The sequence below is a fragment of the Streptomyces sp. WG5 genome, from assembly GCF_049974565.1.
Taxonomy (GTDB): Bacteria; Actinomycetota; Actinomycetes; order Streptomycetales; family Streptomycetaceae; genus Streptomyces.
Map to the genome: position 1 here is coordinate 108550 of NZ_JBNGGC010000016.1, position 11607 is coordinate 120156.

At 72.8% G+C, this 11607-nt stretch carries 11 protein-coding genes; 9 read left to right on the forward strand and 2 right to left on the reverse strand.

Going from position 1 to position 11607, the window contains the following annotated elements:
- Positions 1 to 124: 124 nt before the first annotated feature.
- Positions 125 to 841 carry a ricin-type beta-trefoil lectin domain protein gene (locus ACP4IX_RS18920; RefSeq protein WP_426556181.1) on the reverse strand — a complete coding sequence of 239 codons (717 nt, stop codon included), beginning with the start codon at positions 839 to 841 and terminating at the stop codon, positions 125 to 127.
- Positions 842 to 1955: 1114 nt separating this feature from the next.
- Between ACP4IX_RS18920 and ACP4IX_RS18925 the strand changes: the two genes are divergently transcribed.
- From ACP4IX_RS18925 to ACP4IX_RS18945, 5 genes are all read left to right on the forward strand, one after another.
- A complete protein-coding gene (locus tag ACP4IX_RS18925; RefSeq protein ID WP_426556182.1) occupies positions 1956 to 3041 on the forward strand; it encodes an alanine racemase in 1086 nt (361 codons plus the stop codon).
- Between the two features lie 413 nt (positions 3042 to 3454).
- On the forward strand, positions 3455 to 4819 hold the full coding sequence (locus ACP4IX_RS18930; RefSeq protein WP_426556183.1) for an MBL fold metallo-hydrolase: 1365 nt from the start codon (positions 3455 to 3457) through the stop codon (positions 4817 to 4819).
- Positions 4820 to 4855: 36 nt separating this feature from the next.
- Positions 4856 to 5221 (forward strand): rhodanese-like domain-containing protein, encoded by a 366-nt coding sequence (locus ACP4IX_RS18935; protein ID WP_426556184.1) that lies wholly within the window; start codon positions 4856 to 4858, stop codon positions 5219 to 5221.
- Positions 5218 to 5961: a sulfite exporter TauE/SafE family protein gene (locus tag ACP4IX_RS18940; RefSeq protein WP_426556185.1), complete on the forward strand. Its 744-nt coding sequence runs from the start codon at positions 5218 to 5220 to the stop codon at positions 5959 to 5961. Before ACP4IX_RS18935 ends, ACP4IX_RS18940 begins: the two co-directional genes overlap by 4 nt.
- Positions 5962 to 6280: 319 nt before the next feature.
- Positions 6281 to 6856, forward strand: a complete 576-nt coding sequence (locus tag ACP4IX_RS18945) for a rhodanese-like domain-containing protein (protein WP_426521685.1) — start codon at positions 6281 to 6283, stop codon at positions 6854 to 6856.
- 480 nt (positions 6857 to 7336) lie between these two features.
- Here the strand turns inward: ACP4IX_RS18945 and ACP4IX_RS18950 are convergent, their stop codons facing one another.
- On the reverse strand, positions 7337 to 7618 hold the full coding sequence (locus ACP4IX_RS18950) for a metal-sensitive transcriptional regulator (protein ID WP_010358257.1): 282 nt from the start codon (positions 7616 to 7618) through the stop codon (positions 7337 to 7339).
- 497 nt (positions 7619 to 8115) lie between these two features.
- Here ACP4IX_RS18950 and dhaK point away from each other — a divergent pair, with 497 nt between their 5' ends.
- The 4 genes from dhaK to ACP4IX_RS18970 all read left to right on the forward strand — a co-directional run bounded on the left by dhaK (position 8116) and on the right by ACP4IX_RS18970 (position 11531).
- Positions 8116 to 9108 (forward strand): dihydroxyacetone kinase subunit DhaK, encoded by a 993-nt coding sequence (gene dhaK / locus ACP4IX_RS18955; RefSeq protein ID WP_426556186.1) that lies wholly within the window; start codon positions 8116 to 8118, stop codon positions 9106 to 9108.
- A 49-nt stretch (positions 9109 to 9157) separates the two neighbouring features.
- Complete coding sequence (gene dhaL, locus ACP4IX_RS18960) at positions 9158 to 9757, forward strand: dihydroxyacetone kinase subunit DhaL (RefSeq protein ID WP_426521687.1); 600 nt, start codon at positions 9158 to 9160, stop codon at positions 9755 to 9757.
- Positions 9750 to 10160: a PTS-dependent dihydroxyacetone kinase phosphotransferase subunit DhaM gene (locus ACP4IX_RS18965; RefSeq protein WP_426521688.1), complete on the forward strand. Its 411-nt coding sequence runs from the start codon at positions 9750 to 9752 to the stop codon at positions 10158 to 10160. The genes dhaL and ACP4IX_RS18965 overlap by 8 nt, the downstream gene beginning before the upstream one ends.
- A 207-nt stretch (positions 10161 to 10367) precedes the next feature.
- Entirely contained in the window at positions 10368 to 11531 is a 1164-nt protein-coding gene (locus ACP4IX_RS18970; protein ID WP_426521689.1) for a Gfo/Idh/MocA family protein, read from the forward strand.
- Positions 11532 to 11607 lie beyond the last annotated feature (76 nt).

Genomic DNA, 11607 nt, shown 5'->3' on the forward strand with positions numbered 1-11607 from the left:
GGTACTCGCGGTCGCGGGGTCCGGGAACGAGGCCCTGGCCACCGTCGCCGAGGCCGGCCGCACCGGCCCCGGCATCCCGCTCACCCGGGCCGGCGGGCAGGCTGCCGGCCCAGGTGATCCGGGGTCAGGTACTGCTCCACCGCTGGTTGTCACGGCCGTTGCACTCCCAGAGCACCACCTGGGTGCCGGACGCTCCGCCGAAGAGGTCCAGGCACTTACCGCTCGACGCGGACAGCAGCGATTGTCCGGACAGGCCGAACCGTTGCGCTGCCGACCGGTCGCACGGTGCGAGGACCACCGGTGTGCGGTCCGCGGTGCCGGTGACGGTCGCGCAGAGGCCACCTTGCTGGAGTGCCGTGCCGGATCCGATGTTCCACGACTGGGAGGCCGCGCCGGTGCAGGCCGCAACCGCCAGTTCGGAACCCGGGCCGGCGCCTGTGAGGCAGCCGCCGGAGGCTTCGACCGCGAGCGCCTTCCCGGGGGCGGGGGCCGAGTCGCCTCCTCCGTCGGTTTTGCCCTTGTCCGGCGCCCTGCTCGCGGTGGGCTTCGCGTCGGTCCCCGCCGCCTTGTCCGTGCCCGGTTGGGTCTCCTGGCCGGAGGCCTGGCCGGAGGGCGTGGCGGAACCGCTGGAAGCGGGTCGGGACGACGCGTCCGCGCTCGCTGACGCGTCCGGCGACCGCTCCGTGCCGGGGCTTTGAAGTGCGGTCGCGTCGGACTGGCGCGGCCCGCCCGCGGCGTGGGACTGCCGATCGGCCTCCTCCTGGGACCCGCCGCGCATGACAGCCACTCCGGCGGCTGTCACCGCGACGGCCACGACGGCGGCGATGACGATCCACTTCACTGGTGGGCGGCGCGGGCCGGTCCGGGGACTGTCATCCGGTGCCGCCGGGGCAGTGGGGGCTTCGTCAGGGCCGGTGGCACGGAGGGGCGGCTGTGGTGGTGCGGCTTCCTTGTCGCCCCCGGTGTCGGCCCGGTGGGCCGTGGCCGCACGGGCGAGAGCGGCACGGGCTGCTGCCAGCTTCGCCGCATCGTTGATACCGGAATGCCTGTCCGGCGGTGAGCCCACGCGTCGGCCTTGGCCTATGTCCCGTTTGGGCAGTTCCGGCATTCTGTCGTGCTCCTTGTACAGGGGGAAGGTGACTGGAAGTCACATTCCGGGAGAGGGCGAGCTGTGCTGTCACCGTGGGGGACCGCGGGCCCGTTCCGGGCCGACCTTCATTCTCGTGTGTCACACGAGCAGGCAACAGGTCATTTTCTGACCATATTCTGTCCACTTCGACTCACTGCCGACTAAATCCGGCCCATGTCCGACGGAGGCAGCGACGGTGCGGTCTTGCACCCCTTGGGCCCGGCCCGCAACCGCTGTTCACGCCGTTCCCCGTTCGACGCAGGCAGACCAGCGACATGGCGCGATCGGCCGATGCCCGCCGGCCGGTCCTCCAACAGAATCCGCGGAGGCGGAGCACGAACCCGGTCGCGGGGCTGCGCGCGGGCCCGGTTGCCCCCGGTCGCTTCCGCGTCACGACCTCGGGCATCTCCTCATGCCGCACTGCATCCGGGCGGTGGCCCCGGGCGGTGGCCCCGGGCGGTGGCCGCACGGCGCCGTGGGCACCGCGCCGCCGGCACCCCGGGGTTCCACCGCTCCGCCCTGGTGCGCTACGCGTACTGGCCGGGCGATCCGGTTTTCCGGCACCACGGCACGCGCGTCTACCATGTCGGCCTCTGCTGCGGGGACGACGAGGTGATCCACGCCTCGCGGACGGGCGAGCTCGTCTCACGGGCCCCTCTGGACGAGGCCATGCCGCGAAAGGACCACTACGGAGCCACCCGACCTCCTGCACCTCCGTCAGACGACCCCTGCACGGCCCACCGCCGCGAGCGGGAGCGGGGCCGGCGTCCTGGCCGCTCGCCGGCGGAAACGGCCCCGGCGAGCGGCTTCTTCGAGGAGACACACCATGACCCTCACCCTCACCATCGACACCGCGCGCTGGCAGGAACACCACCGCAGCGTCCTCGACCGGTTCCCCGGGCTCGTACCGGTCTGCAAGGGAAACGGCTACGGGTTCGGCCACCACCGGCTGATACGGGAGGCGACTCGGCTCGGCACAGGACTCGCCGCCGTCGGCACCGTCCAGGAAGCGGCCCTCGTGCAGGACTCCTTTCCCGGAGACCTCCTGGTGCTGACCCCGTACCGCAACGGGGAGGCGTCCCCGGCACTGTCCGACCGGACCATTCGCGTCGTCTCCTCCCCCGGGCACTGCGACGGCCTGGCGGGACGCCGGGTCGTGGTGGAGCTCATGTCCTCCATGAGGCGGCACGGCATCACGGAGGCCGACCTGCCCGCCCTGCGCCCGGTGATGAGCGGGTGGGAGTTCGAGGGTTTCTCCATCCACCTCCCGCTGAACCGGGTGGGCGGCGCCGGCGGGGCCGAAGAGGTCGCCTGCTGGGTACGGCGACTGCGCGCGGAGAGGATGCCGCTCCATCAGGTCTTCGTGAGCCACCTGTCGGCCGAGGAGACGGCCAGGCTGCACGACGAGTTCCCGCGGACCCGTTTCCGGCTGCGCACGGGAACGAAGCTGTGGCTCGGAGCCCCGGAGGCCACCCGGTACCACAGCCGGATAATCGACCTCGTACGCCCGGAGCGGGGGAGGCGTTCCGGTGCCGGACGACGGCAGCCGGTCTCCGGCCCGCATCTCGTGGTCGTGGCGGGCGGCACCTCGCACGGGGTGGGGCTGAGGGCACCCAGGAGGCTGAGCGGTCTGCGGGACCGTGCCCGCCATGTCGCGGGCATCGGTCACGCCTGCCTCAACCGCCACCTGTCGCCCTTCCTCTGGGACGGCAGGCGGTGCAGGTTCGCGACCCCTCCCCACCTGCAGGAATCCGTCCTGCTGGTGCCCGGGGACGGTGCGCCGCCCCAGATCGGCCAGGAGGTCGCGGTGCAGCTGCGCTACACCATTACACGTCCCGACCGTGTCGTGGAGGAGCCGCAGGTCCCAGCGGGCGCGCTCCTGGCCACCGGTTCCGCCCCGAAGCGGGGATGATCCGCGCCGTCTGTCACGCCGGCGCGGGATTCCCGCCCCGGGTGCCGCGCCGGCGCGCCCCTCCACGACACCGCACGGGGCGGCCTCGACACCGCGCGAGGGCCGCGTCGAGGCCGCACGCAGGAACATCGGATGACCCGCCCGGACCCCGGCGGCATGAGCCGTTCGGACCCGAGCGGTGCGGAACGGGGCTTCCGACTCCGGTACGGGGCAGGCACAGATCGGGCAGGCGGGTCAGCAGCCGCTCGAAGGCGATCTGCCCCCCTCCATGCCCCGCCGGGCATCCGCAAGGCGTCAGGAGACGCCTCGAACAGGGCACCTTTCACCCTCCGGAATACCCCCCTGGGTATAGCTGTTAGGGTGGGTGTCAGATACCCCCCTGGGTACATCGCTCGGAGATGGAGTCGTGAGTCGTGTTCTTCGTTGACACCCTGGAGTTCGAGGGCCTGGGCAACCGCAGCTACCTGGCCGGCGGGCCCGACGCCGCGGTGGTCGTCGACCCGCCGCGCGACATCGACCAGGTCATCGCCGCGGCGGCCCGCCGCGGTGTGCGGATCGCTTCCGTGGCCGAGACCCATGTGCACAACGACTACGTCACCGGCGGCCTGGAGCTGGCCCGCGTCACCGGCGCCCGGTACCTGGTGCCGGCCGGGGCACACGTGTCCTTCGCCCGCACCCCGGTGGCCGACGGCGACACGGTGACGGTGGACGAGGGCCTGGTGCTGCGCGCGCTCACCACCCCCGGGCACACCCCCCACCACACCTCCTACGTCCTGGAGGAGGACGGGCGCGGCGTGGCGGCGTTCACCGGCGGGTCGCTGCTGATCGGCACCGTGGGCCGCCCGGACCTGGTGGAGCCGCGGCTGACCGAGCGGCTGGCGCGTGCCCAGCACGCCTCCGCCCACCGGCTGGCCGACACGCTGGACGACGAGGTGCCGGTGCTGCCCACTCACGGGTTCGGCAGCTTCTGCTCCTCCTCCCGGGCCGGGGGCGGCGCGAGCACGATCGGCAAGGAGCGCGAGACCAACGACGCGCTGAACCTGGACGTGGACACCTTCGTCGCCCAGATGCTCGCCGGGCTGGAGGACGTGCCCGCCTACTACGCGCACATGGGCCCGGCCAACGCCGCGGGCCCCGCGCCGGTCGACCTCACCCCGCCGGGGCGTGCGGACGCCGAGGAGATCGCCTCCCGGCTGGCCGCGGGTGAGTGGGTGGTGGACCTGCGCAGCCGTACGGCCTTCGCCGAGGGACACGTGGCCGGGGCGTTCAACTTCGAGGGCGAGGGCAACCTCGCCACCTACCTGGCCTGGCTGATCCCGTGGGGCAAGCCCGTCACCCTGCTCGCCGACACCCCGGAGCAGATCACTGACGCGCAGCGGGAGCTCGCGCGGGTGGGCATCGACCGCCCGGCCGCCGCCGCCACCGGAGACCCGGCCGACTGGGTCCGCAAGGGTGAACGGCTCGCCTCCTTCCCCCGCGCCCGCTTCGCCGACCTCGCCGATGTCCGTGAGCGCGGCGACGACGTGGTCGTCCTGGACGTACGCCGGGACTCCGAGCGTGCGGGCGGCTACCTCGACGGCTCGGTCCACATCCCGGTCCACGAGCTCCATGGCCGCATCGGCGAAGTACCGTCCGGGACGGTGTGGGTGCACTGCGCGGGCGGGATGCGCGCGGCGATCGCCGCCTCCCTGCTGGATGGGGCCGGCCGTGACGTGGTCGCCGTCGACGACGGCTTCGAGGCTGCGGCGGATGCCGGGCTGTCCCTGACTTCCGGCTGATTCCCGGCCGTTCCCCCGCAAGGAAGGAAGCATGTGATGTTCCTCTTTCGCCGCAGCGGGCCCCGCGTCACGGTCGACGAGGCACGCAGCCGTACCAGCGGCGATCGGCCCGACGCCGTCCTGCCGGGCATCCGTGAGGAGCCCGAACGGACCGCCGGCCACGCCGCGGGCGCCGTCCGCCTACCGCTGACGGAACTCGTCGCCGGTGGCACCCTGCCGACCGGGGCGCGGGGACGTCCGCCGGCGGTGATCTGCCGCAGCGGTCACCGCTCCGAGCAGGCGGCGGAGCTCCTCTCCGGGCGCGGAGTGCGGGCGGTGGACGTCGAGGGCGGCATCCACGCGTGGGCCGCCGCCGGGCACCCGGTCGTCGACGAACGCGGGAACAGCGGCCGAACAGCGTGACCGTACTCGTTCTCGCCCTCATCGCCGGGGCCGTCACCGGTCTCGCCCTCGGAGCCCTCGGCGGCGGTGGCAGCGTCCTTGCCGTACCGGCGCTGGTCTACCTGCTCGGCTTCACGCCGGCCGCCGCCACCACGGCCGGCCTGATCATCGTCACCGCCACCTCCGCCACCGCCCTGTACGCCCACACCCGCGACGGGAACGTGGCATGGAGGACAGGGGCGCTGTTCGCCGCGGCGGGCATCGTCCCCGCCTTCCTCGCCGGGGCCGTCGCCGGGCGCCTGCCCGAAGAGGTGCTGACGGCGGCGTTCGCCGTCGTCGCCGCGCTGGCGGCCCTGCGTATGCTGCGTCCGTCCACGTCCAAGCCGCCGGACCGGATCCGTCCCGGCAAGGCGGCCGGCGCCGGTGCCGGACTCGGCGCCGTGACGGGCTTTCTGGGGGTCGGCGGGGGATTCCTCGCCGTGCCCGCCCTGGTGAGCGTCCTGGGACTGGCCATGCGGCGGGCGGTGGGCACCAGCCTGCTGGTCATCACGGTGAACTCGCTGGCCGCGCTCGCCGCTCGCACCGGCACCGATGGCGGGCTCCACTGGGAGGTCATCGGCCCCTTCACCGGAACTGCGATCCTCGGCGCCTGGGACGGCAGACGGCTCGCGACGAAGATCTCCGGCGTCACCCTTCAGAAGACCTTCGCCGGCGTACTGCTGGCGGTGGCGGCCTTCATGCTCGGTGATGCGATCGTCTGAATCCGGGGACCGCAACGGCTCGGGCCAGGGCTTGGGAGAGCTTCTCCAGTGGGCTGCACGTCTGGTCACGGTCCTCACCGACATACGACCGTCCCCGAAGCCGGTCAGGCACTGCTGCGGTCCGGTCGCGATGATCACGAAACCCGCCCTGTCCAGTGACCACGAGGCGGCGGCCAGGTGGTGACCGCCTCCCGGCAGTCCCGCACCTCCTCGATCGCCCCGGCTGCGCCCCGCGCGCGGCGCAGCCGATGCCGGGCCGCCCTCCGTTCCGGCCCCATCGGGTCAAGCACCACCACTCCGACACGCAAGGACATCTGCCATGACCACACCCCCGGCCCTCGCCATCGACGAGGCGCGCACCCGCCTGCACGAACTGACCGTCATCGACGTGCGCACCCCGGGTGAATACGCCGGCGGCCATCTCCCCGGTGCGCTCAACATCCCCCTCGACCAGCTCCAGCGCGCGCTGCCCGGCCTCCAACACGCCGCCGACCGCGGTGACCTCCTGATCGTCTGCGCCTCGGGCGCCCGCTCCGAGAACGCCTGCAGGATCCTCGCGGAGCACGGCGTCACCGCCGCCACCCTGTCAGGAGGCACCGGCGCCTGGGCGGCCGACGGCCACGAGCTGCACCGCCCCCAGGGCGCCTCGAGGGCCACCTGGGGCATGGAACGGCAGGTGAGGCTCACCGCGGGAGTGATCGTGCTGCTCGGCCTGCTGCTCGGATACGTCGTCCACCCCGCCTTCCAGCTCGTCTCCGCCGGCATCGCGGGTGGTCTGGTCTTCTCCGCCCTCACCAACACCTGCGGCATGGCCGCCATGCTCGCCAAGCTGCCCCACAACCGGCCCCGCGCCGCCGACCTCGCCCACACACTGGCCGCACTGCGCAACCGCTGAACCACACGAAAAAAGGGGAGAGGGAGGGACCCGGAGTCGGATCCCTCCCCCTTTCGCACACCGGGCAAGCGGCCAAAGGCCCGCTGCCCCAGCACAGACGGCTCCTCGTCCGGCGACGACTCCGGATCCCGCCTTCTCGCCTGCCGCGAGCACCAGCAGCGCGGCCGGCGGCGGTCACCTTCGTGCCGCATGGCACCGCTGTGCCGGCCTGTGCGCCGCTGCTCGCTTCATCACCGTTCCCGCGTCTGCTCGAAGACACGGCCACCACAGGGCGCACGCGCTGGTCCGTGTCCCTTGCCCAGACGGGCGGAGACGTGCTCGTCATGCCCCTGGCCACCGTGCCGGCGTCCGGAATGCAGGCCGCCGTCAGCACCAGCCTGCCGGTCGGCCCAGCGGACTCCCCGCCATGGCGCTGCGGGCCGTGGCCGCCTTCGTGCTGATCGCCACCCGACCAGCCGGGCGGGTGACCGGACGCCACACTCAGGCCAGAGAAAGGAACAGCTTCTCCAGCCGGGTGCGCATCTGCTCCCGGTCACCGGAGGCAGCCATGTCCGCATCGGTCAGGCAGTGCTGCAGACCGGTGGCGATGATCGCAAAACCCGCCTTGTCCAGAGCCCGGGACGCCGCCGCGAGCTGCGTGACGACGTCCTCGCAGTCCCGCCCCTCCTCAATCATCTTGATCACGCCGGCGATCTGCCCCTGCGCCCGGCGCAGCCGGTTGACCACCGTCTTCAGTTCCTCAGCCGCCATCGCCAGTTCCACGACCCACACTCCTTCGAGATACCCCCTTGGGTATCGTACCGAAGGGGCACCCCCGACCGGGCGAAGAAGAGTCCCCCGCGGCACCCACCGCCGTTCCGAAGCCCGGGACCCTCCGCCCGGGTGGGCGGACCGCGGCGCCGGCGGGCTGTCTGCTGCCGCCCCGCCGACTCCTGCTCCGCCACGCCCGCGCGGGAGCCGACGCACACGTCCTGGTTCTGGGTCGGGGCGCGCCCAGGGCGTTCTCGCGCGTGACCTTCGCTGCCGCAAGGTCGATACTGCCGACAGCAACACGCCTGCCGAGACCGTCCGACCGACAGTCCGACCGGCCTGACGCGTCGTCACCACAGCGCCGTCGCGTCAGCATCAGTACCGCCAGAGCCCGCTTCGCACCGCCACGGAATGCCGAGATCACGAACAGCCCGACTTTCCCTTGATTAGCGTTGACCGGCGGAAACACGGGTCAAGGACTCGTCTGCCAACCTTCCCAGGAGGTACCCATGAGGATGCTCATCAACGTCCCGGAGACCGTGGTCGCGGACGCGCTGCGCGGGATGGCCGCGGCCCATCCCGAGTTGACCGTGGATGTCGAGAACAGGGTGATCGTGCGGCGGGACGCTCCCGTGACCGGCAAGGTCGCCCTGATGTCGGGGGGTGGCTCCGGGCACGAGCCGCTGCACGGCGGGTTCGTGGGTCCCGGGATGCTGTCGGCGGCCTGCCCGGGTGAGGTGTTCACCTCACCGGTGCCGGACCAGATGGTGCGGGCGGCGGCCGCCGTGGACAGCGGGGCCGGGGTGCTGTTCGTCGTCAAGAACTACACCGGTGACGTGCTCAACTTCGACATGGCCGCCGAGCTGGCCGAGGACGAGGGCATCCAGGTCGCCAAGGTACTGGTCAACGACGACGTGGCGGTGACGGACAGCCTCTACACGGCCGGGCGCCGGGGTACGGGAGCGACGCTGTTCGTGGAGAAGATCGCCGGGGCCGCGGCGGACGAGGGCCGGCCGTTGGAACGGGTGGAGGCGATCGCCCGCCAGGTGAACGACAGCTCCCGCAGTTTCGGTGTCGCGCTCGGTGCCTGCACCACACCGGCCAAGGGCAGCCCGACCTTCGACCTGCCGGCCGGGGAACTGGAACTCGGCATCGGGATCCACGGCGAGCCCGGCCGGGAGCGGCGTCCGATGATGACCTCGGGTGAGATCGCGGAGGCCGCCGTGGACGCGGTCCTGACCGACCTCGACCCGCGCAACCCCGTCCTCGTCCTGGTCAACGGCATGGGCGCGACGCCGCTGCTGGAGCTGTACGGCTTCAATGCCGAGGTGCAGCGCGTACTGGGCGAGCGCGGTGTCGCCGTCGCCCGCACCCTCGTCGGCAACTACGTCACCTCGCTGGACATGGCGGGGGCCTCGGTCACCCTGTGCGAGATCGACGAGGAGTTGCTGGGACTGTGGGACGCGCCGGTGAAGACACCGGGACTGAGGTGGGGCATGTGACGGCGAACGGGGAAGGGATCGCAACGTACCTACCAGGCAAGGAGATCATGTGCTCGACGCCGACTTCTTCCGCCGTTGGATGACGGCGACCGCCGCGTTGGTCGACCGCGAGGCGGAACGGCTCACCGCCCTCGACTCGCCGATCGGTGACGCCGACCACGGCAGCAACCTCCAGCGCGGGTTCACGGCCGTGACGGCCACGCTGGACAAGGAGGCACCCGGCACGCCCGGCGCCGTACTGACCCTCGCCGGGCGGCAGCTGATCTCCACGGTCGGCGGCGCCTCCGGGCCGCTGTACGGGACGCTGCTGCGCCGTACCGGCAAGGCGCTCGGGGACGCCGCCGAGGTGAGTCCGGAGCAGCTGGCCGAGGCGCTGCGGACAGGGGTGGACGCCGTCCGGACGCTCGGGGGTGCCGCGCCGGGGGACAAGACCATGATCGACGCCCTGGTGCCCGCCGTGGACGCCCTCGGCGACTCGTTCGCCGCGGCCCGCGCCGCGGCCGACGAGGGGGCCGAGGCCACCGTGCCCCTGCAGGCCCGCAAGGGCAGGGCGAGCTATCTCGGTGAGCGCAGCATCGGGCACCAGGACCCCGGGGCGACCTCGGCGGCACTGCTCGTCGCCGCGCTGGAGGAGGCGGCCGGTGAGTGACGAGAAGCTGGTCGGGATCGTGCTGGTGTCGCACAGCGCCGAGGTCGCCGCGTCCGTGGCCGAGTTGGCGAAGGGCCTGGCGGGTGGTGGCGCGGCCGTGCCCGTCGCCGCGGCGGGCGGGACCGCCTCCGGCGGGTTCGGTACCAGCTCCGAGCTGGTCTCCGCCGCTGCCGCGTCCGTGGACCGGGGCGCGGGCGTCGCCGTCCTCACCGACCTCGGCAGCGCGGTGCTCACCGTCAAGGCGCTGCTCGCCGAGGGCGACGAACTCCCGGACGGCACCCGTCTTGTGGACGCTCCCTTCGTCGAGGGCGCGGTGGCCGCGGTGGTCACCGCGTCGACGGGCGCCGGCCTCGCGGCCGTGGAGGCGGCGGCGGAGGAGGCGTACTCCTACCGGAAGGTCTAGGGGAAGGCCGGTCCGGGTCGTCCGGGCGGGGGCAGGGATCATGTCGCCGGTCTCCAGCGGGTTCGAGGGCCGGGGGCATGGGCCGGGAGCGAGGGCCGGGGTGCTCGCTCCCGTCGGGCATTTGTCCTGTCAAAAGGTTGACATGATGCCGATGCCCGACCGAGGGTGGGCGGGACAGAGCAGGGACCGGTCCGAAGAGGGGCTCTCATGGTGGATGCGCTCGGTGTCGCCGTCGTCGGTTTCGGCTGGATGGGCCGGGTGCACACCCAGGCGTACGCCCGTGTCCGGCACCACTACCCGCGACTCGCCCTGCGTCCGGAGCTGGTCACGGTCGCCGAGGAAGTGCCGGGGCGTGCGGAGGAGGCCGCCGCGCAGTTCGGGTTCGCGTCGACGACCCGGGACTGGCGCGACGTGGCCGACGATCCGCGGGTGGGGGCGGTCAGCATCACCGCCCCCAACTTCCTGCACCGCGAGATCGCCGTCGCGATGGCCGAGGCCGGCAAGCACATCTGGATCGAGAAGCCGGTCGGCCTGACCGCCGAGGACGCCCGGGCGGTGGCGGACGCGGTCACCAAGGCCCAGGTCCAGGGCGCGGTCGGCTTCAACTACCGCAACGCGCCCGCCGTGGAGGCCGCCCGCGACCTGATCGCCGCCGGGGAGATCGGCGCCGTCACCCATGTCCGCATCCGCCTCTTCAGCGACTACGCCGCTCATCCTGAGGGGGCGTTGACGTGGCGTTACGAGCGGGAGCGCGGTGGCAGCGGGGTGCTCGGCGACCTGGCGTCGCACGGCGCGGACCTGGCCCGGTTCCTGCTCGGCGACATCGCGTCCCTGACCGCGGACACGGCGGTCTTCCTGCCGGAGCGGGCCCGCCCGACCGCCGCGACCGCCGGCCACGCGCGGGCCTCGGGCGGCGCGTCGGGCCCGGTCGAGAACGAGGACTACGTCAGTTGTCTGCTGCGCTTCGCCTCCGGCGCCCGCGGTGTCCTGGAGGCCTGCCGGGTCTCGGTCGGCGAGCAGAACAACTACGGTTTCGAGGTGCACGGCACCACGGGCGCGGTGTTCTGGGACTTCCGCCGTATGAACGAGCTGGGCGTCAGCCGCGGCACGGCCTACCAGGACCAGCCCGTCAGCACGGTCTACGTCGGCCCGGCGCACGGCGAGTTCGCCGCCTTCCAGCCGGGGGCCGCGAACGCCATGGGCTACGACGACCTCAAGGTGGTGGAGGCCCACCGTTTCCTGCGCTCCATCGCGGAGGGAACCCCGTACGGCGCCACCCTGCCGGACGCCGTGCGCAGTGCGGAGGTACTGGACGCGATGGCGCGGTCGGCGGAGCGGGGCGCCTGGGTCGAGGTGTGCCCGCAGGTGTGAGACGGGACCGCCGGCGACGCACCCCGCCCCGCATGGAACGCCCCCTCTTCCTCCTTCCCGCACCGCTCCCTCACCG

Bases quoted from the DNA above. Each gene is read 5' to 3' on its own strand.
- ACP4IX_RS18935 (WP_426556184.1), top strand. From the start codon at position 4,856: ATGTTCCTCTTTCGCCGCAGCGGGCCCCGCGTCACGGTCGACGAGGCA.
- ACP4IX_RS18925 (WP_426556182.1), top strand. From the start codon at position 1,956: ATGACCCTCACCCTCACCATCGACACCGCGCGCTGGCAGGAACACCAC.
- dhaK (WP_426556186.1), top strand. From the start codon at position 8,116: ATGAGGATGCTCATCAACGTCCCGGAGACCGTGGTCGCGGACGCGCTG.
- ACP4IX_RS18945 (WP_426521685.1), top strand. From the start codon at position 6,281: ATGACCACACCCCCGGCCCTCGCCATCGACGAGGCGCGCACCCGCCTG.
- ACP4IX_RS18970 (WP_426521689.1), top strand. From the start codon at position 10,368: ATGGTGGATGCGCTCGGTGTCGCCGTCGTCGGTTTCGGCTGGATGGGC.